General features: G+C 62.0%; 22 protein-coding genes. 12 read left to right on the plus strand and 10 right to left on the minus strand.

Annotated features, from left to right (window positions below; translation table 11 throughout):
* Positions 1 to 473: 473 nt before the first annotated feature.
* On the minus strand, positions 474 to 2,315 hold the full coding sequence (locus ACYG9V_RS29635) for a PAS domain S-box protein (protein ID WP_352762564.1): 1,842 nt from the start codon (positions 2,313 to 2,315) through the stop codon (positions 474 to 476).
* Between the two features lie 107 nt (positions 2,316 to 2,422).
* Here ACYG9V_RS29635 and ACYG9V_RS29640 point away from each other — a divergent pair, with 107 nt between their 5' ends.
* On the plus strand, positions 2,423 to 2,791 hold the full coding sequence (locus ACYG9V_RS29640; RefSeq protein WP_352666745.1) for a response regulator: 369 nt from the start codon (positions 2,423 to 2,425) through the stop codon (positions 2,789 to 2,791).
* Positions 2,792 to 3,218: 427 nt separating this feature from the next.
* Here the strand turns inward: ACYG9V_RS29640 and ACYG9V_RS29645 are convergent, their stop codons facing one another.
* Complete coding sequence (locus ACYG9V_RS29645) at positions 3,219 to 3,377, minus strand: hypothetical protein (RefSeq protein WP_023704065.1); 159 nt, start codon at positions 3,375 to 3,377, stop codon at positions 3,219 to 3,221.
* Positions 3,378 to 3,507: 130 nt separating this feature from the next.
* Entirely contained in the window at positions 3,508 to 5,508 is a 2,001-nt protein-coding gene (locus tag ACYG9V_RS29650; RefSeq protein WP_352666742.1) for an AI-2E family transporter, read from the minus strand.
* Positions 5,509 to 5,693: 185 nt separating this feature from the next.
* Here ACYG9V_RS29650 and ACYG9V_RS29655 point away from each other — a divergent pair, with 185 nt between their 5' ends.
* Together ACYG9V_RS29655 and ACYG9V_RS29660 are read left to right on the plus strand one after the other, a co-directional pair.
* Complete coding sequence (locus ACYG9V_RS29655) at positions 5,694 to 5,927, plus strand: hypothetical protein (protein ID WP_023686482.1); 234 nt, start codon at positions 5,694 to 5,696, stop codon at positions 5,925 to 5,927.
* A 238-nt stretch (positions 5,928 to 6,165) separates the two neighbouring features.
* The gene (locus ACYG9V_RS29660; RefSeq protein ID WP_352762566.1) at positions 6,166 to 7,206 is read left to right on the plus strand and encodes an aminopeptidase; all 1,041 of its coding nucleotides are present in this window, start codon (positions 6,166 to 6,168) and stop codon (positions 7,204 to 7,206) included.
* A 29-nt stretch (positions 7,207 to 7,235) separates the two neighbouring features.
* Here ACYG9V_RS29660 and ACYG9V_RS29665 read toward each other — a convergent pair whose 3' ends face one another.
* Complete coding sequence (locus tag ACYG9V_RS29665; RefSeq protein WP_023751363.1) at positions 7,236 to 8,441, minus strand: ROK family transcriptional regulator; 1,206 nt, start codon at positions 8,439 to 8,441, stop codon at positions 7,236 to 7,238.
* Between the two features lie 145 nt (positions 8,442 to 8,586).
* On the opposite strand from ACYG9V_RS29665, the gene ACYG9V_RS29670 reads away from it, so the two are divergent.
* From ACYG9V_RS29670 to ACYG9V_RS29700, 7 genes are all read left to right on the plus strand, one after another.
* A complete protein-coding gene (locus tag ACYG9V_RS29670) occupies positions 8,587 to 9,852 on the plus strand; it encodes an ABC transporter substrate-binding protein (RefSeq protein ID WP_352762568.1) in 1,266 nt (421 codons plus the stop codon).
* Positions 9,853 to 9,933: 81 nt separating this feature from the next.
* On the plus strand, positions 9,934 to 10,869 hold the full coding sequence (locus tag ACYG9V_RS29675; protein WP_023671101.1) for a carbohydrate ABC transporter permease: 936 nt from the start codon (positions 9,934 to 9,936) through the stop codon (positions 10,867 to 10,869).
* On the plus strand, positions 10,862 to 11,767 hold the full coding sequence (locus ACYG9V_RS29680; protein WP_352762570.1) for a carbohydrate ABC transporter permease: 906 nt from the start codon (positions 10,862 to 10,864) through the stop codon (positions 11,765 to 11,767). Before ACYG9V_RS29675 ends, ACYG9V_RS29680 begins: the two co-directional genes overlap by 8 nt.
* 25 nt (positions 11,768 to 11,792) lie before the next feature.
* Positions 11,793 to 12,899 carry an ABC transporter ATP-binding protein gene (locus ACYG9V_RS29685; protein WP_460222056.1) on the plus strand — a complete coding sequence of 369 codons (1,107 nt, stop codon included), beginning with the start codon at positions 11,793 to 11,795 and terminating at the stop codon, positions 12,897 to 12,899.
* A 39-nt stretch (positions 12,900 to 12,938) separates the two neighbouring features.
* A complete protein-coding gene (locus ACYG9V_RS29690; protein WP_352762573.1) occupies positions 12,939 to 13,706 on the plus strand; it encodes an SDR family NAD(P)-dependent oxidoreductase in 768 nt (255 codons plus the stop codon).
* Positions 13,707 to 13,732: 26 nt separating this feature from the next.
* Complete coding sequence (locus tag ACYG9V_RS29695) at positions 13,733 to 14,728, plus strand: sugar phosphate isomerase/epimerase family protein (protein WP_352762575.1); 996 nt, start codon at positions 13,733 to 13,735, stop codon at positions 14,726 to 14,728.
* Positions 14,725 to 15,537: an SDR family NAD(P)-dependent oxidoreductase gene (locus ACYG9V_RS29700; RefSeq protein ID WP_023733539.1), complete on the plus strand. Its 813-nt coding sequence runs from the start codon at positions 14,725 to 14,727 to the stop codon at positions 15,535 to 15,537. The genes ACYG9V_RS29695 and ACYG9V_RS29700 overlap by 4 nt, the downstream gene beginning before the upstream one ends.
* 408 nt (positions 15,538 to 15,945) lie before the next feature.
* On the opposite strand, the gene ACYG9V_RS29705 is transcribed toward ACYG9V_RS29700, so the two are convergent.
* From ACYG9V_RS29705 to ACYG9V_RS29730, 6 genes are all read right to left on the minus strand, one after another.
* Positions 15,946 to 16,380 (minus strand): hypothetical protein, encoded by a 435-nt coding sequence (locus tag ACYG9V_RS29705; protein WP_023671095.1) that lies wholly within the window; start codon positions 16,378 to 16,380, stop codon positions 15,946 to 15,948.
* A gap of 643 nt (positions 16,381 to 17,023) precedes the next feature.
* Positions 17,024 to 17,572, minus strand: coding sequence for a dihydrofolate reductase family protein (locus ACYG9V_RS29710; RefSeq protein WP_352762577.1), 549 nt, complete (start codon positions 17,570 to 17,572; stop codon positions 17,024 to 17,026).
* Between the two features lie 515 nt (positions 17,573 to 18,087).
* Positions 18,088 to 18,297, minus strand: a complete 210-nt coding sequence (locus ACYG9V_RS29715; RefSeq protein WP_023671091.1) for a hypothetical protein — start codon at positions 18,295 to 18,297, stop codon at positions 18,088 to 18,090.
* Between the two features lie 117 nt (positions 18,298 to 18,414).
* On the minus strand, positions 18,415 to 18,990 hold the full coding sequence (locus tag ACYG9V_RS29720) for a DUF308 domain-containing protein (RefSeq protein ID WP_023704144.1): 576 nt from the start codon (positions 18,988 to 18,990) through the stop codon (positions 18,415 to 18,417).
* Between the two features lie 107 nt (positions 18,991 to 19,097).
* Positions 19,098 to 19,685 carry a TetR/AcrR family transcriptional regulator gene (locus ACYG9V_RS29725; protein WP_023704145.1) on the minus strand — a complete coding sequence of 196 codons (588 nt, stop codon included), beginning with the start codon at positions 19,683 to 19,685 and terminating at the stop codon, positions 19,098 to 19,100.
* A 147-nt stretch (positions 19,686 to 19,832) separates the two neighbouring features.
* Entirely contained in the window at positions 19,833 to 20,207 is a 375-nt protein-coding gene (locus ACYG9V_RS29730) for a hypothetical protein (protein ID WP_352762579.1), read from the minus strand.
* A gap of 578 nt (positions 20,208 to 20,785) precedes the next feature.
* Here ACYG9V_RS29730 and ACYG9V_RS29735 point away from each other — a divergent pair.
* A complete protein-coding gene (locus ACYG9V_RS29735; protein WP_023671088.1) occupies positions 20,786 to 21,538 on the plus strand; it encodes a DUF4142 domain-containing protein in 753 nt (250 codons plus the stop codon).
* A gap of 31 nt (positions 21,539 to 21,569) precedes the next feature.
* Positions 21,570 to 22,175 carry a general stress protein gene (locus ACYG9V_RS29740; RefSeq protein WP_460222057.1) on the plus strand — a complete coding sequence of 202 codons (606 nt, stop codon included), beginning with the start codon at positions 21,570 to 21,572 and terminating at the stop codon, positions 22,173 to 22,175.
* Positions 22,176 to 22,180: the final 5 nt, after the last annotated feature.

The raw sequence follows: 22,180 nt of genomic DNA on the forward strand, positions 1-22,180 counted from the left end.
TCCGGCTCGACTCAATCCTATACTGGGGAATATCTCAGAGTTGAGCGTTACCTCGCAATATTGTTGAGGGCATCTTAATTTTTCAGCGCTCTGTCACATCCATGCCACGTTTTCGCCACTTGTCGAAGACTGCCTCGCAACCTGCTTACTCGATCTCGCAGATCTGGCCTCTCGAACCGCGCTGAGTTCACTGTTCAGACCGTCGTCAGGACCCGGTTAGTGACGTCAGGCAGGGGTATATCCCTGAAGTGCGAGCTGCGAGGCCGATGGCGTGCGCTGCTTGATCACTGCCGTGGGGCAGCGGCCGCCATCCGGTTCTGGAGCGAAGTGGGGAGAAAGACGCCATTTCACTGCCTGTGGCCGAATCCCCCGGAACACGGGCGATCCTCAGCGGAAACGGGGTTTTCGCTCGGCAAAGGCCGCATCAAGGGCTTCCAATTGACGAATGCTCGTTGGAGGGCTGCTTCCTGCTTCTAAGCTTCATGGACGGCAGAAGCTGCCACGGAAACCAAAGGCGCTTCCAGGCTCCATGTTATGCCATGCGGACCGTGTTCGAGAATTCCCTTCCCACTTACCGCTGCGGGCGCGACCCGCTTCAGCACCACGGTTCCAAAGCCACCTTGTCCGACAGTCTGAACCTGCGGCCCATCGGTTTCGACCCAGGTGAGGTGAAAGAGCCTCGAAGCACCGGAACCGGTGATGCCCCATGTGACCGAGATCCGGCCCTTGTCCCCTGAGAGAACCCCGTATTTGGCCGAGTTGGTCGCCAGTTCGTGGAAGGCAATCCCGAGATACTGAACTGCGTTGGGACTGAGCACCAATGATGGGCCCGACATTTCGATCACATCCGCCCGCGGGAAAGGCTCGACCTGGGCCGACAAAAGGTCGCTGATCGTGGCACCCTTCCAATCCGCCGAAACAAGCAGGTCGTGAGATCGCGACAACGCCATGATGCGCTCGCGCACCTGGGTTTCAAAGTGTTTTGGCGTCTCCGATCGCTTGTTGGTCTCCCGGATCATCGACAGGATGACCGAATACTGGTTTTTCACCCGGTGGTTGACCTCGCGCATCAGCATGCGGATGCGGTATTCATTCTCCTTCGCCGACGTGATGTCTCGCGCTATCTTCGATGCGCCGGTGATCTGCCCAGTTGCGTTACGCACGGGCGATATCGTCAGCGAAACCGGAACCAGGCTGCCATCCTTGCGCAGGCGGGTCGTTTCGAATGGTTCGACGCGCTCGCCGCGGCGAATGCGTTGGAGGATGCGGGGTTCCTCGTCCTGATGGTTTTCGGGGATCAGCATGGTCACCGACCGGCCAATCGCTTCGTCGGCGGTGTAGCCGAAAAGCCGTTCGGCGCCCTGGTTCCAGCTTTTTATGATGGTGTTGAGATCCTTGCTGACGATCGCGTCAAATGAGGATTCCACGATCGCTGAGAGGTGCTGCCTGGTTTCTTCGGCACGTTGGCGGTCCGTCAGGTCCAGCAGCATGTTGACGGCGCCGATCAGTGCGCCGTGCTCGTCCCGCAGCGGTGTCGGGTAGGGCAGGAACGGAAAAAACGATCCGTCGGGACGTTGCGCAACAGCTTGCTGATTGCGGACCGGCCTGTTCTCCTTGAGCGCAATGGCCATCGGGCATTCATCGTGCGGCAATTCCTTGCCGTCGGCAGTGAACAGCTTGAACGTCACGCACCATTTATCCTTGCCGATTTCAGGCTCCCTGCCTGCCAGATCGGCCGCGGCGCGGTTGTAGTAGGTGATCGTCCCATCCTGATCGGTCGTGTAGATGGCGACGGGTAGGCCGTCGAGTATCTGGTGATAGGTACTGTCATGCTGCCTGAGCTCCGAGCGGGTGTGCACCAAGTCGGTTACATCGACCGTGAAGCACCGGGTGTTGATCAGCTTGCCGTCTCGGAAATGTCCGCTTGAGGTGACTTCGACATGCTTGATCGATCCATCGCTGGCCCTCAATCGCGCCGGATATCTTACGATCTTCTCGCCATTGGCAAGGCGACCCAAAATGTCCTCTATGACGTCCCGGTCGGGATAGAACTCGGCGATGTGGCAACCGAGGTAGTCCTCTGCGGGATAGCCGAGAAGGTTGAGCTCAGCCTGGTTGGCATGCACGATCACGCCGTCTGCGTTCACCAGATGCAGGGCAACGGCGCCGTTTTCGAAGAAATCCTTGTAATCGAAATCCAGACCGTCATTGCTGGACACCCCCGGGTTTTCGAAGGCGACAACATTCGCCTGTGTTGCTTCATGCATCCCAAACACCTTGTTCAGTCCAACCAAATATAATGCGGCTTGGATCACTTGGTTCCCATTGCTCGCGGTCTCGACCCGCTGCGTACGGGAACCGGACCCTAAAAGGGACGTAGCCTCGACTCGTCTTCCATCTACAAACGTGCGATCATCCGCGCATGGGCAAACCCTTGGTCCTTGTCGTCGACGACGAAGCCTTGATAGCACTGGATATGGAGTCCACTCTTTCGGAGGCGGGCTTTGCCGTGGCATTGGCGGCGACATGTTCCCAGGCGAAACGTTTTCTTGCGAACCATACCCCCGCCGCAGCGATCCTGGACGTCAGGTTGTCGGACGGCGAGGCTGTTGACGCGGCAAAAACCTTGGCAGGGCGGGCGGTTCCTTTCATCGTCTATTCCGGCTTGGGGCTCGAGGAAACCCCCGAAGCGTTCTCGTCTGGCGTAAGAGTGATGAAACCCGCCGGACCTGCAGAGGTGGTCCGGGCTCTCAAAGCGATGACCGCCGCGCAGCATAAGGCGACGGGATAGCCGTGCTCTGAGCACCTTCGGTCTAAACTAGCCAGGCGCTGCCGGAGCAGCTGCCGTGCCTCACGGAGCAGCGAATTGCGGCCGGTGCCGATCAGGCGAACAAGGTCGCGCGCTTGATCCTCGGTGATGCCGGTCTCCCTGGCAATTGACAACACCAGTGCTTCTTCCCTTCCACTTTCTTAGGGTCGTGCCTTGCCCGTGCTGGTCATGCCTTCTCCGTCGGCTCAACGCCAAGATCTGCGAGAGACATTCCTCGACGCACGGTCAACCTCTTTGTGCCGCGTTTGAGCGGCGGAGATAGCGGCTCAATTTGCATTACCCGGATCCATCCTGGCACAGCCAAGAGGCCGGTCCGTTCGCACGATAATGCGCCCCGCGCAGGGACGGCGCCAGCATGGGCCAGATCGACCAGACAGATTGAGCAGTCCTATGTCTCTCCGAACTCGGTTTCATTTCTTGACGTCGGGTGCCGCTCGTAGTCAACGGGCGGCGGCAGGAGCATGATTTCGGTCTCCTTGCGGCCGAACTCTCTGCCGATCTGGAACGCTGCATAGATCGCGCCAAGGCGGATAAGGAATCTAAGCATGGGGGGTCTCCTTCGATGTTAGGAACCGCAAGGCCGCGAGATTGTTCCATGGCTTGCGAGTGGGGGACGATCTTGCCGTCTCACCAGGCATTCCAGCGCCGGCGCGGCAATCTGAGACATGGCGGTGCGGCTAGGCTGTTGCGGCCGTTGCTTGGGCCGGGATCCGTTTTCGAGGGGCCGGACGGCGTCGATCGCGGCGTTTCGAAACGACTTTGAGGGGAACGGCCGGCGCTGGAGAAAGTGCGCCAAGCACAGCGTTGACCATGCCGTGCGCTACGAAATCGGCGCTGATGTCGGCGGCCAAAGCTTGCCTTTCTTGCCCGACATCGCCCTGCTCCGCGTCTGACCAGAACACAATCCCAATTCTCAAGCCTGCCTTGGCGCGCTTCAGTCTCCGGACCAGAAAGCGGGCATGCTTGAGCGAATCCCGGTTCAGGAAACCGACCACGACGGTGTCGATCGCCTCTAGTTCGAGACGACGAATACCTGCCGGCTCCATATCGACAAAACTGGCCTTCGCCACCGTAGCACCTTGCACCTCCAGCACCTGAGCGAGCATGGCGGCAGCGGCATCGTCGAGTTCGCCGCGACCGCCGGCACAAAGCACCGACATGTCCTTGCCGTCGGGCAGTTCGATCTCTTCCTCTTCGATGCCATCTGTTTCCTTGCTCGCGCTCCCTTCCGCGGTGGTTGTCGGCGCGTCTTCCTCGCTTGCCTCTTCCTGTGCATCGTCGGCAAGATTTGCCACAAGAATTTGGGCGCTCGCCGCCACCTGCCTTCGCTGTTGATCGCCCATCACGCCACGCATGCGATCCTGCTCGCCCAACAGGAGAGCAGGAATGGCGACCGTGTCGTAGAAATCGATCAGGTACTTCTCCTCGAGGATCTCCTCGGCATGGTCAGTGGCCTCGTCGGGATCGCCGGCCAGGAGCCGTTGATAGAGCCGGGCATGAGCTTCAAGGACGGGCTCGTTGCCAAACAGGACGTCGAGAAATTCGAACTGCGGAACATGTCGCCCGAGGACGACGAGGCAAACTGTCAGCGGCGTCGAAAGGACCAGGCCGAGCGGCCCCCACAACCATGTCCAGAAAATTGCCGCAACGATGATTGCCAAAGGAGAAAGTCCCGTGCGCGAGCCATAGAGCCACGGTTCGATGACGTTGCCGGTTACCAATTCCATGACGACAAACAGTGCGGCGGTCCACAGCACCAGCGACCAGCCGGGCGCAACCGCCAAGGCCAGAAACAAGGGCAGCAGCATGCCGATAACAGGGCCGATATAGGGAACGAAGCGCAGCGCCAGTGCCAGCAACCCCCACAGCAGCGCGTTGGGAATGCCGAGCACCCAAAGGCCAATTGCGATTGGTATCGCGTAGACGATGTTCACCACCAATTGCATGATCAGATAGCGGCCAACCCGTTTGCCGGCATCCTGCAATGCCTGCGTTGTGCGATGGAGGTCGCCATAGCCGACGAGGCGGATAAACCGGTCGCGCAGATCCTCGCGCTCAAGCAACATGAAGATGACGACGATGATGATCAGGCCAGCTGATGCCAGCGGGCTGATCAACGGTCCGATGATGTTCTGCAATACCTCCAGAGGTCTCTCGCGGGCGACGATCTCGACGGGAACAGGCTCGCGCCGGGGCTTGTCGGCCGCAGGCGGCGCCACATCCTGCTTGTCGATCTCCTGACCGACGCGCTCGATCACCCCGCTCAGCCTGGCAATTATGCCGCCACCAACGCCCGTCTCCTTGAGGGAACGTACCTTGGTCAGAATGTTTGTCTGGTAGACGGAAATGTTCTGAGCAAGCTCGCTTACCTGGGTCGCAACAATGAAGCTGAACAGGCCCAGGGCCGCGAATGCGCCAATCACGCTCAGAAGCACTGCGGGCAGCCGAGGCAAGCCGACACGCTTCAGTGCGGAGACCATCGGCACCAGCGCAAAGGTCAAAAGCAGCGCGATGGCAATGGGAAGGAACACCTCACGACCGAAATACAGCGCAGCTACCGTCGTGACGATGGTTGCCACGGTAGGCAGAGCTGTGCGCGGATGGGCATTGCCTGCCGCAAGAATCCGTCCTAGCCCCCCCTCGGACGATGAGATGTCGTTTCGACGATTGGCAGCCACGTGATTCCCCCCGTTTCCTAGCGATAGTTAGACCCATTCGCCTGCCGGGCAATGTTTAGCAGGGCCGAATACATACGTTTTGCGGTTTTGCGCCCTGGGCGCTGTGCTCTGACGGTTCAGTCGATATCGTCGGAGCCGCAAATCTGTGGTAAAGCCGCCGCCCAACCAACCAAAGGACGACATCTGTGAGCGAACCGACTGTGGCCGAAGCGACCGAAAGTATCTATGCCTCGCTGCGGGCGGACAATGCCGACATCGACGCCCATATCGCGACGCTCAAGGCTGCGCTGACACGAGAGGGCGCAAAACAGGCGGTGTTCGATCCGGCCAAATTGGCCCAGAACAACCGCTCGGGCCGTAAGTTGATGCAGGCTTATTTTCGCCAGCGCGGCGTGAGCGTGAAGTTTTCGGACCAGTAGCGCGCGGCAGCTTGGGGGAACCGCGTCTCGACGGACGGTCCGTATCTCGCCCGCTCCGCCCTGCGGTGGACTTTCGTCAATCCTAGGCGAATGCCCGCATTGCCCCTGCCCAGGTCGGTGTCACCCCCTGCCCCTGCAGCTCTTGACGGAAACCGGTGCCTCCTGTTTGAGGGGGGACCAGGACGTTGCTGCATGGGGAGATGGGCAAGGTGGGCAAACAGTGAAGCGCGTTCTTCGGATGCTTGCCGCGGTCGTCATGGCGTCCGGGGCGACCGGCTGCACGAGCATTTCCTACTACGCGCAGTCGTTGCAGGGTCACGCGCAGATCATGGCCGCCCGCAAAAATATTGGAAAACTCATCCGTGATCCTTCGACGCCCGAGGCATTGCGCGCCAAATTGACGTCGGCCAGCGCCATAAGACGGTTTGCGACAGATGAGCTGGCATTGCCCGAAAACAGCAGCTACCGCAGCTATGTCGACATCCATCGCGATGCCGTGACCTGGGCCGTTTTTGCCGCGCCGCAATTCTCGCTTGCGCCACGAACATGGTGCTTTCCGGTCTTCGGCTGCGTTCCATACAGGGGCTATTTCTCCCGGAAATCCGCGACTGAGAACGCAGTCGAACTTCAAAGACAGGGGCTGGACGTCTATGTCTCGGGCGTCACCGCCTATTCCACGCTTGGCTGGTCGAGTGACCCGCTACTGAGCACCATGCTGCGTCAGGACGACACCTATCTCGCCAGCCTTGTTTTTCATGAGCTGGCGCATCAGCGCCTCTATGTGGATGGCGATTCCGCATTCAACGAGGCGTTCGCCGTTGCCGTCGAAACCAGCGGCGTCAGGAAATGGCTCCGCGCCGCCGGCGACCGGGCCGGATTGCGCCGATACGAAGCCGACCGCAAGCGCAGCGCCGATTTTCTTGGACTGGTGGCGAAGACGCGCGACGAGCTAAGGCAGGTCTATGGTAGTCCCCGCACCCCGGAAAAGATGGCGACTGCCAAGGCAGCCGCGATCGAGAGGATGCGGGCGCGCTATCGGCGGATGCGCGACAGGCACTGGGCGGGATACCGGGGATACGACGCCTGGTTCGCTGCCCCGATCAACAACGCCAAGCTCGCCGCAACTTCTGTCTACGGTGAACAGGTTCCGGCCTTTCTTCGCTTGTTCGACCTGTGTTCCGGCGACTATCCGAGGTTTTACGCTTCTGTCCGGCGGATCGCGGATTTGCCCAAATCGTCCCGCGCCGAAGCGCTCAAGGCTGCCGACACGTGCAATTGACTTGAACAAGCACAGGCAGGTCCTGACGATCACCCCAGCGACAGTTCCTTCGTCTGGTGTCTCAAAACGAGGCCGACCGCGCCCAGCAAGGCATCGTTCTCGGTGTGCCTGCCAACGATGATGCGCGTGCGCAGCGCGGGAGCGACATCCCGGGACTTGATCAGCGTGTGGCGTTCATAGGACGCGATCAGCGGCGTCAACAGAATGTCCCCTGCCAAAGCCATGTGGCCGCCGATGATGATAAGCGGCGGATTGAGCACCGAGCCGATCAGGCCGAGACCCCGGCCGGCGATCTCGGCGGTATCCTCGATCATCCGCAACGCCCTGACGTCGCCCTGCTCGGCCATGGCGATGACATCGTCCATGGTGACTTGCCGCCCAACGACACGCGAAATCTGTTCCAGCGGCCGGGTAAAACTCGCGTAGAGCTCCAGGCATCCGCGATTGCCGCAGCGGCAAAGGTCGCCGCCGGGATCGATGCTGATGTGCCCGAATTCGCCGGCGCCGCCGGCGACGCCCGTCACCAGCCGGCCATGCTGGACAATGGCGCCGCCGACACCCAGATCGATCTTGAACAGCACGAAATCGTCCTGGCCGACGGCCGCACCCCACATCAGCTCGGCAATGGCCGCGCAGTTGCTCTCATTGTCGGCGAAGATCGGCTGTTCCAGGACGGGTCCGAACACATCTCGTATGTTGACGCCGGCCCATGTTGGAACCATGCTTGCGCGCAGCACCACTCCATCGCGGCTGACAGGGCCGGAGACGGAGACACCAACCCCCAGGAGCCCCGCTACCGGCAGACCGTTTTCCCTGTAGGATTGGGCAATCGCCGATTTGACCGCCTGGGCCGCCTGTTGCGGCTGGTAGTCCAGCGCCATTGGAATATTTTGTTCGGCAATGACGGAATGCGAGACATCGGCGACGATGAGCCGTATCTGCTGAAGAGCCAGGTGAATGCCGACGCAGGTGCCCGCTGTCGGATTGAGCGTCACCGCCGCGGCTGGCCTGCCGATGCCTCTGATGCCGTCGCGGCTGGTCGGGGCTTCGATCACCATTCCAGACTTTTTCAAGCCGTTAAGCGCGGTTGACACCGTCGAGCGCGCCAGACCGGTGGCGCGTGCGATCTGCAACGCCGAGAGTGCGCCGCGCTCGCTCAGGCAGCGCACGATCATGCTCTCCGGCGACGCGGAGGGTCTGTCGATCAGCCAGGTTCTAAGCGAAGGTTTTGTCATAGCTCAACATAAACATCGTTGACTGATAGCTCCAATATGTCATCTTGGAAAGAACTCGAGATTGACGCATCTCGCCGGCGGCGGCTTCAAACCGCGGCCATAAGCGGTCGAGACGAACCGTGCAACACGATATGGGAGTGAAACGATGAAGTCCGTCATGACCGCGCTTGCGGCCGCTGCTGCGTGCACATTTTTCGCCGGAACAGCCTTCGCCGAGCCCAAGACCAACCTTTTGCACCAATGGGCGACCGGATCGGACGCCCAGGCGATCGCCAAGCTCGGCGAGATGTTCACGGCCAAGGGCGGCAAATGGGAACAGACCTCGATTGCCGGCCACACCGCCAATACGCTGGCCAAGCTGCGCGCCGACGTGATCGCCGGCAATGCCCCGCCTGCCGTGCAGCTCAAAGGCCCTGAGATCGCCGAATGGAACGAGACCGGCATGACCGCCGATCTCGACGAGTTGGCGGCCTCGGAAGGGTGGGAGAAAGTGGTGGCGCCGGAATTGCTTCCGGTGATGAAGCCGACCGGCAAATGGGTCGCCGCGCCCATGAACATCCACCGCATCAACTGGCTCTGGGCCTCGCCCAAGGTCATGCAAGCGTCCGGCGTGGCGGAAATGCCGAAGACCTGGGCCGAGTTCAATGCCGCCTGCGACAAGATCGTCGCCACAGGCAAGATCTGCATCTCGCATTCGACCGCCGACTGGACGGATTCGACGGTGTTCGAGGTCGTGCTCTACGGCCAGGACATCGATCTCTACCGCAAGGCCTTCGTCGAAGGCGATGTCGAGTCCATGCGCAGCCCGGGGATGGTCAAGGCCTTCACGCAGATGCGCCTGATGACGAGCAAATACATGGATCCGGGCATGGTCGGCCGCGACTGGGATTCGATGTCGGCGCTGGTCGGCAAGGGCGACGCGGCGTTCCACATCATGGGCGACTGGACGATCGGCCTTTTGACCGCCGCCGGCTTCAAGGAAGGCACCGACTATGTCTGCGCCCAGGCGCCGACCGATTGGGGCAAACCCGGCTTCATCCTCAACTCGGACTCGGTCGTGTTCTTCAAGCAGAAGGACCAGGATTACATCGACGGCCAGAAGCTGCTGGCCAGCCTGATCCTGTCGCCCGACTTCCAGACGGTCTTCAACCAGGCCAAGGGCTCGATCCCCGCGCGCCTGGATATCGATCTGTCGAAGGGCTTCAATCCGTGCCAGCAGCTCTCGCAGAAGGATCTCCAGGCTTCGATCAAGGACGGCACGCTGGTCCGCTCGATGGCGCACAACATGACCATCCCGCAGAAGATGCGCGGCGCGATCATGGACTCCATTACCGAGTTCGTGGCGACGCCGGACATGTCGCCGGAGGATGGCGCCAATGCGATGGCCGACGCGGCGGAAGCACAGAAATAGACGGGAATGGCCGGGCGCGATGCCTATCCGCCCGGCCGTCCTCCCTTCCAGTCCCGTGCTCTGCCAATTTCCGTGCTCTGAATGTCAAATCACGACCTGATCCTGTCGGTCCCGACGCCCGCCCGCCCCTGGCGCGAGCGGCTGGGCTCCGCGATGCCCTTGCTGGTGCTCGGCCCCTCTCTCGTGGCGAGCTTCGTCTACGTCTTCGTGTTCACCGGCTGGACGCTCTATATCTCGCTGTCCAACTCCTCGCTGCTGCCGACCTACGGCTTCGTCGGCCTCGAGAACTACGCGTCGCTGTGGGCGAACCGGCGCTGGAACATCGCCTACAACAACCTGTTTTTCTTCAGCGCTTTCTACATCGTCGGCTCGATGGCGGTGGGACTGCTGCTGGCGATCCTGATCGACCAGCGCGTGCGCGGCGAAGCGGCCTGGCGCACGATCTTCCTCTATCCGCTGGCCGTCTCCTTCATCGTCACCGGCACGGTCTGGAGCTGGCTCTACAATCCGACCGACGGCATCCAGGCCATGGTGCGCGGTTTCGGCTGGGCGAGCTTCAGTTTCGCACTCGCCAGCGACCGGCACTATGCGATCTACGCGGTGATCATCACCGGTGTCTGGCAGGCCTCGGGCTTTGCCATGGCGCTGTTCCTGGCCGGCCTGCGCTCGGTGGATCAGGACCTCGTCAAGGCCGCGCAGATCGACGGCGCATCGACGTTCCGCATCTATCGCAAGGTGCTTCTGCCAACCATTGCGCCGATCTTCCTGGCGGTCGCCGTCATCCAGATCCAGTTCGCCATCAAGACCTTCGACCTCGTGGCGGCCCTGACCAAAGGCGGCCCGGGGATCTCGACCACCTTCCCCGCCATCTACGTCTATGACCTGATGTTCCAACGCGGCCAGATCGGCGAAGGGGCGGCCGCCGCCATCATGATGCTTGCCGCTGTTGCCGTGGTGCTGGTGCCCTATTCATTCTGGGTGGTCTGGCGCCGGCGCAAGGAAGCCGGCCATGGCTGACGTCTCCCTGGACCAGTCGCTCGACCGTCGCGCTGCCGCAGTCGCGTCGCGCCGGCATTTTCTCACCCGCTTCGCCATCTATGGGCTGCTGGTCGTCTTCGCGGCGATCTACCTGGTCCCGTTGCTGGTCGTGGTGCTGAATTCATTCCGCGACCAGCAGGAGATCGCACGCAACGGGTTGATCTCGCTGCCGCGCAGCTTCCGCCTCGATGCCTGGGGCCAGGCCTGGAGCACCTATTGCATCGGCGGCACCTGCGAGGGCATGCAGCGCAACTTCTACAACTCCCTGAAGATGACGATCCCGGCCACGATCATGTCGACGGCGGTCGGCGCGATGAACGGTTACATCCTGTCGAAATGGCGCTTCAGAGGCTCGGAAGCTTTGTTCACCTGCATGCTGCTCGGCGTCTTCGTTCCGGGCCAGATTTCGTTGATGCCGTGGGCGTTCATCCTCGGCAATCTCGGCCTCAGCAATTCGGTCTACGGGCTCGTCCTCATCCACGTCATCCAGGGCATTTCGTTCACCACTTTGTTTTGCCGCAACTACTACGTCAGCATCCCCGACGACCTGATCAAGGCGGCGCGCATCGACGGCGCCGGCTTCTGGCGCATCTTCCGCAAGATCATTCTGCCGCTCTCCTCGCCGATCCTGATCGTCACGGTGATCTGGCAGTTCACCGGCATCTGGAACGAATATCTGTTCGGCGTCGTCTTCACCTCCGGGCAGCAACAGCCGATCACGGCAGCGCTCGTCGCGCTGACGGCAAGCGGCACCAATGTGCGCGCCTACGATGTCATGAGCGCCGCCGTGCTGATCGGCGCGCTGCCGCCGCTGCTGATCTATCTCTTCGGCGGCAAGTATTTTGTGCGCGGCCTGACGCAAGGTGCCATCAAATGAGGCGCGATCAAGTGAAGGGCATCGCATGTCGACATTGACCATCCGATCGCTGCGCAAGAACTACGGTGCGGTCGAGGTGCTGAAGGGCGTCGATCTCGAGGCGCAGGACGGCGAGTTCATCGCGCTGGTCGGACCCTCCGGCTGCGGCAAGTCCACTCTGCTGGCGATGATCGCCGGGCTTGAATTTGTTACCTCCGGCGAGATCCGCATCGACGGAAGGCTGGTCAATTCGGTGCCGCCGAAGGACCGCGACATCGCCATGGTGTTCCAGTCCTACGCGCTCTACCCGACGATGACGGTGCGCGAGAACATCACCTTCGGCATGGAAAGCCGCCGCGTCCCGAAGCCGCAGCAGGACGAGGCCGTCAGTCGAGTTGCTGCCTTCCTGCAGATCGAACCGCTGCTTGGCCGCAAGCCCGGACAGCTCTCGGGCGGCCAGCGCCAGCGCGTCGCCATGGGCCGGGCGCTGGTTCGCGATCCCAAACTGTTCCTGTTCGACGAGCCGCTTTCCAATCTCGATGCCAAGCTGCGGGTCGACATGCGCACCGAAATCAAGAAGCTGCATCACCGCGTCGGCAAGACCACGGTTTACGTCACCCACGACCAGGTCGAGGCGATGACGCTGGCGTCGCGCATCGCCGTGATGCACCAGGGCGAGGTCCAGCAATTCGACGATCCCGCCACGATCTACAACCGTCCGGCCAACATGTTCGTCGCCGGCTTCATGGGGTCGCCGGCGATGAATTTTTTGGCCGCCGAACTGAGCCAGGAAGGCGGTCGCCGCACTGTCGTCCTGCAGACCGCCGACGGCAAGACGGCCAGCCTGCCGATCGTCCAGGCGCTCCCATCCGACACGCCGCGACAGCTTGTGCTCGGCATCCGTCCCGAGCATATCTACCGCTTCGATCCCGACCTTGCGCGCCGCAAGCCGGGCATCGCGCAGATCGATGCAGTGGTCGAACTGGTCGAGCCGACAGGCGCGGAGACCATGGCCGTCCTGCGCCTGGGCGGCAAAGAGATCACCGGTCGTTTCGACCCCGACGGCACGCCGCTTATGGGTGAGACGGTGACGCTCGGCATCGACATGGCGCGTGCGTGCCTGTTCGACCCGACGACCAAACGCTTGATCTGACCCGATCTGACCAAAGCTTGATTTGAAAAGAGTTCCGCCTTGTCCTTCGCCACCTATCCGAGCCTGTCCGAGCGCGTCGTGCTGATCACCGGCGGTGCGTCGGGCATCGGCGCCGACACGGTCCGCGCCTTCGCCGCCAATGGCGCACGAGTGGCGTTTCTTGATCTGCAGCAGGAGGCCGGCGAGGCGCTCGCGCGGGAACTCGCCGCCGCGGCAGCGCACGCGCCCCTGTTCCTGCGCTGCGATGTGACCGATATCCCCGCCCTCCAGGCCGCGATCGGCACGGTGCGCGACCGCCTAGGGCCTGTCGCGGTGCTGGTCAACAACGCCGCCGATGACAATCGCCAGCCGGTCGCCGACGTGACCCAGGCGACATGGGACCATGCCCAGGATGTGAACCTCAGGCACCACTTCTTTGCCGCCCAGGGCGTGCATCCGCACATGAAGGAAGTGGGCTTTGGTTCGATCATCAATTTTTCCTCGATCGCCTGGCGTTTCGGCGCATCAGAGATGGCCCCCTATGCGGCGGCCAAAGCTGCCGTTATCGGGCTGACCTTCGCGCTGGCGCGGGCGTTTGGCCCCGACAACATCCGCGTCAACGCCATCGAGCCGGGCGCCGTCATCACCGACCGGCAGCGGGAGCTTTGGTACAAGACCCAAGGTTCGGTCGACCAGGTCGTGCAGCGTCAGGTGATCCGCAAGGTTCTGCTCGGCGAGGAGATCGCGCGCACTGTGCTGTTCCTCGCCGCCGACGACAGCCGCATGATCACCAAGCAGTCGATCACCGTGGATGCCGGCCTGAGATGACCACACCTGACTCAAAGGATCGCTTCATGCTCGAGGTCGGCCTGAACCCCTACGGCCTGACCTATCATCTCGGCCTCCAGGGCCGCGGCACGCCACGCGCCAATCCTAGACCTGCGGGGCTCGAAGGTTTCATCGCGCTCGCGACCGAACTCGGCGCGCGCGTGCTGGAGATCTGGGTGCCATGGCTGAGCGAGCTTTCCGACGACGCGGTGATCGCGCTGCGCGAACGGCTCGCCGGCCTTGGCATCACGCCGGTCGTCAGCGGCGGCCTGCTGGTGGGCGAACCGCTCGACGATGCGTTTCGGGCCGCGCGCCTGCTCAAGGCCAAAATCATCCGGACGGCGCTGACGCCCATTCTCTGCGGCGACCGCAACGCGGCCGGCGAAAAATGGAGCGAGTACGTCGGCATCATTCGAGAGCGATTGGTGGAATGGGGTCCCCGCGCGAATGCCGAAGGGTATGTCCTTGCGATCGAAAACCACCAGGACTTTACCAGCCGGGAACTCGTCGATTTCTGCGCCCTCGGTGGTGACAGTGTGGGCGTCACCTTCGACACTGGCAACACGTTCCCGGTCGGCGAAGCGCCGCTCGATTTTACGAAGGTGATCGCCCCCTATGTCCGCCATGTCCACCTCAAGGATTACCGCGTGCAGTTCACGACCGAAGGTTACCGGCTGATCCGCTGCGCCATCGGCGACGGTGCGGTGCCGTTTGCCGAGCTGTTCGCCATTCTTGGCCAGCACCACGATCGCATGACCGCCGTTCTCGAACCGGGCGCCTTGGAGGCCCGGCATGTCCGCTATCTCAGCGACGACTGGTGGCGCGGCTATCCGCAGAAGACGGCACGCGAATTTGCCGCCTGCCTGGCGGCCGCGCAGCGCAACCGGCTGCCCGAAGATGCCGACTACCGCACGCCTTGGGAGCGCGAAGCCGACGTCTCACTGGTTTCCTATGAGCTCGACATGATCCGGCGCAGCGCCGCCAACATGCGCAAATTTGGTTTGATGGAGAAAATCCGATGACAGCACGTGAACTAGATGGATTGACCGCCTTCGTAACCGGCTCCGGCCGCGGCCTCGGCCGCGTGATGGCCGAGCGCCTGGCCGAACTCGGCGCCAATGTCGCAATCCACGACATGAACGAGGAAGCGCCGGCCAAATATGGCGAGTTCGCCAATCTCGGCGAAGTGGTCGAGCGCCTGAAGCGGCACGGCACGAAGGTCACGTCGGTGACCGGCAACATTGGCGACCAGAAGGCGGTGGCCGAGATGAAGCGCAAGATCGAGGCCGATCTTGGCGATGTGCATGTGCTGGTCAATTGCGCCGGCGGCGACATTGGCGCCAAGGGCGGCAAGCCGAACCCCAACAACGCCCTCGACATCGAACTGGACGACATCCGCGTGCTCACAGAGAACAATCTCATCGGCACGATGCTGGTCTGCCAGGCCTTCGTGCCGCCGATGAAGCAGCGCGGCGGCGGCTCCGTCATCAACATCGCGTCGGCGGCGGCCCATCTCGGCTGCTCGCCCGAGGTCGTCTATTCCACCTTGAAGGCCGCGGTCGTGCATTACACCCGCTGCCTCGCCAAGGAACTGATCGACGACGGCGTGCGCATCAATGCGGTCAGCCCCGGCGCCACCAAGACGGCGCGCTTCCAGGCGACCCGCGTGGTCGATCCCGAGCGCATGGACTCGAGCAGGAAATCGCTGAACCGCTATGCCGAGCCCGAAGAGATCGCCGAGGCGGTGGCGTTTCTGGCTGGCCCGCGGGCGCGGTTTATCAATGGGCAGGTGCTCCGCGTCGATGGCGGGTTTACGATCTTTCCGGGGTGATGGGGCGGGCCTCGAATTTCAATTTCGGGGCCGAAAGCGGAAGGTCCGTTGTCGGGATTCCTGGGTCAAATTGCCCCCTCACGCCTCGAGCTTTTCGCAGCGTCAAAACGGCTGTGGAGGGATTGGCAGGCTATACCGCTGACGAAGCGCACATGTGACCCACCGAGGATAAGTAACCCCGCTTGGTCACGCGGGCGCTGCCGACCGGTTGGTCGAAACTGGCGCTCGTACTCGCTATTCACGAAATTGCCGATCACCCTGACGAGGTCCACTAAGCAATGGTGAACGTCATTTCTGAAGTCGCAAGCAACTCGGCCGCCCTACTCCATTGAGGTCAGCCATGCCTTCGCGGAGCCGACGCAATCTCTGCTGGAGCCTGCATGCTTCTTCAGGCGCAAGCGCTGTGTCTCAGTGCGGCATGAATCCTTTTCTCAGCCAAGCCAATATCTTGCTCCCATTGAGGACCCTGCGGACACGCCCGGCGGCCCAGCCAGCCTGCATGGTGGCGCCGGTGTGGCAACTGCAGACGATCTCATGCAACTGCCAATCGGAGAGTTCGAAGAAGCGTCTGGCTTCCCCGTAGGTATCCGATTGCATGCCCGACGCACGCAGCAGTGGATCGTCAAAGGCGACACTGATCGCCGATCCGACCGCGCGCGCTTCTCCGCGGACAGAGGGATGCAGATGCTCAGTCCCGGTGAGAGCCACAAGGGAGCGCGTCGGATTTCGATAGAGCAGTTCCGCCCACCGCTCTATCCGTTGCGTCCTTGTAGCCAGCAGAGCCGGCGATAGTGGACTGATGTCCGCGACTGACTGGAGTTGATCGAGTGTCTGGTGCTTCATGACTGCCTCCTGTTGGCCGTTCCAATCCCTAGGCCTTTGCTGCAGGATTGGCTCACACGCTAAGCCGCCTCGTAAAGGAGCGGCGACCGATCAGGTGTTGCCACCAATCGCCCACAGGCACCGCGCGGCGGCATCTGCAGCGACACCAACTGCATTCCTTCGCCAATGTTCCAGCGGGATGAAAAAAACTGTGCGGCCGGCCGACCCGACGGACCCGGCTGGCGCACGCAGGATCCTGAACTGCTGGACGATGATGATGCAGGCCTGGAAAGGCGGCTAGGTTGGACCTTGCTTTTCAGGCTTGACCATGATGTTTCACTACCCGCTCGGTCATCGCGGGAAGGCCAGGAGCAGAGCCGCTGGCGGCAACGATGAGTTGCGGACGAGGTCGGGCGGTGGAGGACGACGCCCTTGGGCCGCCAGGTCACTGAAGGACCAACCGAAGCGGCGCTTCGGGCGAGGAACGGCGGCAAGGCCTCTTTGACCGGCATGGGGCGCATTGCTGACCGGCAGATTTTGGGCCGACAGCAGACCCTCTGCTGCTTGGGTACCCAGCACGCAAGCTGACATGTGAGACCTCGGCGCGAAGGCCGGGACCAGGCCCTCTCCAGGTTCGCATGTTGGCGCTGAAGCGCCTTATCGTTCAGCCTCGCGGCACATAGATCATATGAACCGTATCGTCATCGATCAATGTGCTCGACACCAGTTGCAGCGGAGGCCTTGCCTCGTGGAAGAAAGGCTTGCCTTTGCCGAGCACGAACGGCCTCACGTGCAGGTGATACTCCTCGATCAGCCCCAGCCTGGTCATAAGGCCGGCCAGTTCCGGACCGGAAACGCTCAGGGTACCCTCCGTGCGGGCCGCGATCTCGCGAATCTGCGCTTCAATATCGCCGGAGATGAGGGTGGCGTTCGGGCCGACCCGTGAAAGTGTGCGCGAAACGACCCATTTGGGCAGCTTGCGCCAGAGTGTCGCGAACTGGCGAAGCGAAGCATCCCATTCCGCGTGATCATCGTCCCAATAGCGCATGACCTCGTACATCCGGCGGCCATACACAGCGCCGGCATGGTTGCGAATCGTCTCGATCCAGTACTCGAAGTGCTTCTGGCTTGGTGCGCCCATGACCAGATTTCCGGCAAGGTCATCGACATAGCCATCGATGGAAACGTTCATTCCCAAGATAAGTTTGGCCATAAGCAGCGCCTTCGCATAGTCGGTTCACGGATTAACCGCTTGTAATTTGCAAGCAGTCAGACGCTATAGCAACTGATTGCAAATCGCAAGCAGCATGGAAGAAGCGTTCGTGCCGCAAACGAGCCCTGCCTTGTCCCATCAACCCTGCACTTGAACAGCTGGGTGATCCGTCCCGGCTACCGCCATCTAGGCCTGCCTTCCCGAATCAAGCTGCACCCCAAGTCGCTCGTTCCGTCTCCACCGCACCACGGCGCGATAGCTGGTATGATCGACCGGCACGTGAAGCACGAAACGGTCGGGGATTGCGATATCGGCCTTCACCCGTAGCTCCGCGCCATGGGCGTGCTGGTTGCAAACCAGACAATTGATACTGGCGTCGCCAACGCGGATTGTCGCTTCCTTCAGAACAAGATCACGGATAAGCGACCGTCGCTCTATCGGTGGGTCAGCCGGCATTGCCTTATCCCTCTGATTTGACGACCTGAAACTCTTCTGAACCCGGAATGGAAAGCGCACTACCGGCCCAGCGGTTGCCTCGAAAGACTGACGAGCTCGGCTTCGTCGACCACGCCGGCCATATAGTTCGCGATAATCCGGGATGCGATGGCGTCGCGTGCTTCGGGCGACTGACCGTCGCGCTTAAGCTGCTCGAATACACGGCCCAACAGCTCGAGTTCGGATGGCTGCAAAACGCCGGCCTCGGTGGCTTTGCGTCGAATGGGCATTTGTGATCCTCCACTACGGTCAACAACATACGACCGCGGCAGGGAAACTCAACTCACCTGTCGAGGGCGCCACGCAGGCGGCGGCGACCACAAATCCCGTTTCGAACGATCGGCGCCTCAGCCGGCGGCCTCAGCCGCCTTGCGCCGCGCGTCGCTCACCGTCAGCCAGGCTGCCGAGACCAGGAAGTAAAAGGCGCCGAACGCGGCATAGGGCGCGACATCGGTGATGCCGACCGTCGCAGCGCTGCCAGCCATCCTCACAAAAAAGATGCCGGCCAGCGCCGACTGGGCGCCACTCAGCACCATTGCCCACTGCGCGCCGGACTTCCAGCGCCGGACTGCGGTTGCCAACTGAAAAAGGCCCGACAGGACCGCCCAGACGCCGAACACCGCGAGCACCGCATTCATGCTTTTGCCCAGAGCAATGGCGACCGCCGCCGTGGTGATGATGCTGATGACCAAATTCAGCAGCTGCGTCTTGTTGCGGCTTAGCCCGCCGCTGCGCTGGGCGTCGACGAAATTGGCCAGCGCATCCCAGGCGGGATAGGCGACCAACATGATGGCTGCCAGGGACGGCATTGTCCTGGAGGCAGTAAAGGCCAGCAGCACCCAGGCCGCCGCCACGGCAAAGCGTATGAAATAGTAGCTCTTGAGCCACGAGGATTGGTTGGCTTCATTCGTCTTGACAAGCATTTTCGGATTTTCCTTTTTTGTGTTTACCTACTAGAAGGTAGGTACGATGGATGCGTCGAAGAGAATTCGGCGGAGGGGCTCGCCGCCCCTGTCGCGCAAATTCCCTGTTAGTGAACCTTCCGAGACAGACGCTGAACGGTCGGCGTCAGAATGGCGCCGAAGATGGCGGGGTTGCCATAGGCGCGCGCGGACAGCATGGCGCCATGAACGGTCGCCATGAAGGTCTCTGCCTCCAGCTCCGCCGAGCCTGCAAATCCGAGAACCCCCTGCTCGGCGCCGCGCTCCATGACCCTGGTCAACCAGGACGACAGAAACCTGAAGTAAGCCCGCACTTCGACGGCAATTTCAGCCGGGAGCGCCGGGAGTTCGCTGGCAAGCAGCGCGCAGACGCAAAACGGAACGCTCGCATCCTCGATGCATTTTGCCCAGTAGTCGGCATAGGTCTGAAGCAGTGCAAGCGGGTCTGGGAGTTTACTTTCCAGATCTGCCATGCCGGCCTCGGTACGCTCGCGATGGCGCGCCACAAGCGTGCGGACAAGATCGACCTTGCTGGGGAAATGATGGTGGATGCTCGCCTTGCGGATCCCCACCTCGCCGGCGATATCGGCATAGCTGAATCCGTTGTAGCCGCCGGCCACGATGAAGTTTCGCGCGGACGCCAGAATCTGATCGGAGGTCGCCACAAGGTTGCTCATGGCGTTTACCTACCTACTAGTAGGACTAGCCGTCAACGCCGAATTTCCGAGCGGGGAGCTTTTCACTCAAGCGATACTGATCTGGCGTCCAGAAATACAAGGCCCGCCGGCAAAGCCGGCGGGCGCAATAGGTCGTAAGATACCTCGCTAGAACCAGCCTCGGTCGCGTTCCTGGCTTTGCCCGAGCAGCATGCCGATCAACAGCCCGGCAATGCCACCAAGCACGAAAGCGCTGCTGATGGTGCCGGGATTTTGCTGGACGGCTTCGGACACCGTCTGCGCCTGCGATCTCAGCTGCTGCGTTGCCCGTGCCGCGCGCTCGGTCGCGCTGCCGTACCAGCCGCCGGCTTCGCCGACGGCATCGTCTGCGCGCTCGGCAAGCGTCCGGTTGATCTTGCTGATCTCGCGCCTCAGCGATGCGACCTGCTTCTCCAGGGCCTCCTGGGCCTCTCGGGCGGAAATCTTCGGGGTGTCCTTGGGGGTGTCCTTCGCGGTGTCCTTCGGGGTGTCGTTCTCGGCCATGGCTGTTCCTTTCGTTGAGGCAGGGGGAACGGCCAACGGACAAGGATGGTTCCGCTGCCTGCGCTCACAGTCATTCACCCGGCCGGCCGCCAACTTTGGGAACACTCTCCCGATCCAACGGTTGTGGCTGATGGAGGGCACGCATTTGTCGAATTGATCGAGCCATGCTGAAACGCTGCGGACGGTCTCCGATCTGCTACACCGCGCCCGCCGTGTCATTCGCGACGGCGGCCATGCGGCGGCGATGTTCGAAATAGACACGCTGCTGCAGGTCGCCCAGACAGAGGTTGCGCGCCGCCTCGAACGCAACGATCGCTGAACCTCGATAGTTCACCGCGGGCGGTGTTCACTTGCCGGCGGCGAAGGGCCTCGTTTCCCTTTTTGATCGACTTGCAAGGCGCCCATCGAGCGGGTCGCCGTCCTCAGCGTCGGCATGGCAAAGGCGCAAAAAGCCGAGGATGAGGGGCCATCATCGCGGCATCGACCCTCCCGGTTATAACGCTTGGGCGGCGGAACAAAGCTTGGCCGCACTGGTTAGGCTCACAGCACGATGTGTGCCCCAACGAGGATTTCTGTCCATGAAAACACGTGTTCTTCTAGCTTCGCTGGCCACCGCCACAGCCATGGTCTTCGCCCTGCCCGCCTTCGCCGCCGACAGTGCTCAGGACTTTGTCGACAAGGCTGCCATCGGCGGCCTGTTCGAAGTGGACTCCAGCAAGATCGCAGAAGGCAAGGCCCAGGATCAAGGCGTCAAGGATTTCGCCAAGAAGATGATCGACGATCACGGCGCCGCCAACGCCAAGCTTGCGACCATCGCCGGCGAACAGAAGCTGAAAGTGCCGACGGAGCTGGACGCCAAGCACAAGGCCGATCTGGAGGCTCTGCAGAATGCCAACGATGCCGTCGACAAGCCCTATGTCCAGATGCAGCGCGATGCGCATTCGGAGGCGGTCACGCTGTTCGAGAGCTACGCCAAGGACGGCGACAACGCGCAGCTGAAGACCTTCGCCTCCGAGACCTTGCCGACGCTCAAAATGCATCAGGAAATGGTCGAGAAGATCGCTTCCGCCGACAATGCATCGTCGACCACCAGCTCCACCACCCCGGCCGTGAGCACGACCGACACCACCAATCCGGCCGCCCCGGTCCCGGGTGCCAACAGCTTCACCGAGGATCAGGCGAAGAGCCGCATTCAGGATGCCGGCTTCTCCGGCGTGTCCAAGCTGACCAAAGACGACCAGGGCATCTGGCGCGGTCAGGCCACCAAGGATGGCAAGACCACGACCGTGGCGCTCGATTATCAGGGCAACGTCGTTGCCGGCGCCAACTGAACCTCTGAACCAGATCGAGGAGATCAAGACCATGAAAACCGTAACCGGACTTTTCGACAACTACGATGATGCCTCCGATGCCGTCGGCGAACTGGAGGCAATCGGCGTGCCGCAGGCCGACATCAGCATCGTCGCCAACAATTCGGACGACTGGTACGACGATGGCGACACCTCCAACGCCGCCGAGGATGCAGCCGGCGGCGCCGGTCTCGGAGCCGTCATTGGCGGCGCCGGCGGGCTTCTGACAGGGCTCGGCATCATGGCCATTCCGGGCGTCGGTCCTGTCGTGGCCGCAGGATGGCTGGCCGCCACCGCGGTCGGCGCCGTTGGCGGCGCGGTCGTCGGTGGCGCTGCCGGCGGCATCGTCGGGGCGCTGACCGAGTTAGGCGTCCCCGAAAGGGATGCGCATGTCTATGCGGAGGGCGTTCGCCGCGGTGGCACGATGGTGACCGCCAGGGTCAGTGACGAACTCGCCGACGAGGCCGAGCGTATTCTTGGCGAGTCCAACTCGGTCGATCTGCAAGACCGCCGACGCGCCTATGAAGCCGGTGGCTGGACCGGCTTCGATGCCAATGCCGACCCCTACACCGACATCGAGGCCGAGCGCGACAGAACGCGCAACGCCAGCCCACTCTGATCATC

The organism is Mesorhizobium sp. W016, from assembly GCF_054719485.1.

Coding starts and splice junctions, on each gene's coding strand:
- ACYG9V_RS29660 (WP_352762566.1), top strand. CDS start 6,166: ATGCTTGCCGCGGTCGTCATGGCGTCCGGGGCGACCGGCTGCACGAGC.
- ACYG9V_RS29710 (WP_352762577.1), bottom strand. CDS start 17,572: ATGGCCAAACTTATCTTGGGAATGAACGTTTCCATCGATGGCTATGTC.
- ACYG9V_RS29740 (WP_460222057.1), top strand. CDS start 21,570: ATGAAAACCGTAACCGGACTTTTCGACAACTACGATGATGCCTCCGAT.
- ACYG9V_RS29705 (WP_023671095.1), bottom strand. CDS start 16,380: ATGAAGCACCAGACACTCGATCAACTCCAGTCAGTCGCGGACATCAGT.
- ACYG9V_RS29725 (WP_023704145.1), bottom strand. CDS start 19,685: ATGAGCAACCTTGTGGCGACCTCCGATCAGATTCTGGCGTCCGCGCGA.
- ACYG9V_RS29665 (WP_023751363.1), bottom strand. CDS start 8,441: ATGACAAAACCTTCGCTTAGAACCTGGCTGATCGACAGACCCTCCGCG.
- ACYG9V_RS29675 (WP_023671101.1), top strand. CDS start 9,934: ATGTCAAATCACGACCTGATCCTGTCGGTCCCGACGCCCGCCCGCCCC.
- ACYG9V_RS29640 (WP_352666745.1), top strand. CDS start 2,423: ATGGGCAAACCCTTGGTCCTTGTCGTCGACGACGAAGCCTTGATAGCA.
- ACYG9V_RS29685 (WP_460222056.1), top strand. CDS start 11,793: ATGTCGACATTGACCATCCGATCGCTGCGCAAGAACTACGGTGCGGTC.
- ACYG9V_RS29715 (WP_023671091.1), bottom strand. CDS start 18,297: ATGCCCATTCGACGCAAAGCCACCGAGGCCGGCGTTTTGCAGCCATCC.
- ACYG9V_RS29680 (WP_352762570.1), top strand. CDS start 10,862: ATGGCTGACGTCTCCCTGGACCAGTCGCTCGACCGTCGCGCTGCCGCA.
- ACYG9V_RS29670 (WP_352762568.1), top strand. CDS start 8,587: ATGAAGTCCGTCATGACCGCGCTTGCGGCCGCTGCTGCGTGCACATTT.
- ACYG9V_RS29730 (WP_352762579.1), bottom strand. CDS start 20,207: ATGGCCGAGAACGACACCCCGAAGGACACCGCGAAGGACACCCCCAAG.
- ACYG9V_RS29645 (WP_023704065.1), bottom strand. CDS start 3,377: ATGCTTAGATTCCTTATCCGCCTTGGCGCGATCTATGCAGCGTTCCAG.
- ACYG9V_RS29700 (WP_023733539.1), top strand. CDS start 14,725: ATGACAGCACGTGAACTAGATGGATTGACCGCCTTCGTAACCGGCTCC.
- ACYG9V_RS29695 (WP_352762575.1), top strand. CDS start 13,733: ATGCTCGAGGTCGGCCTGAACCCCTACGGCCTGACCTATCATCTCGGC.
- ACYG9V_RS29735 (WP_023671088.1), top strand. CDS start 20,786: ATGAAAACACGTGTTCTTCTAGCTTCGCTGGCCACCGCCACAGCCATG.
- ACYG9V_RS29720 (WP_023704144.1), bottom strand. CDS start 18,990: ATGCTTGTCAAGACGAATGAAGCCAACCAATCCTCGTGGCTCAAGAGC.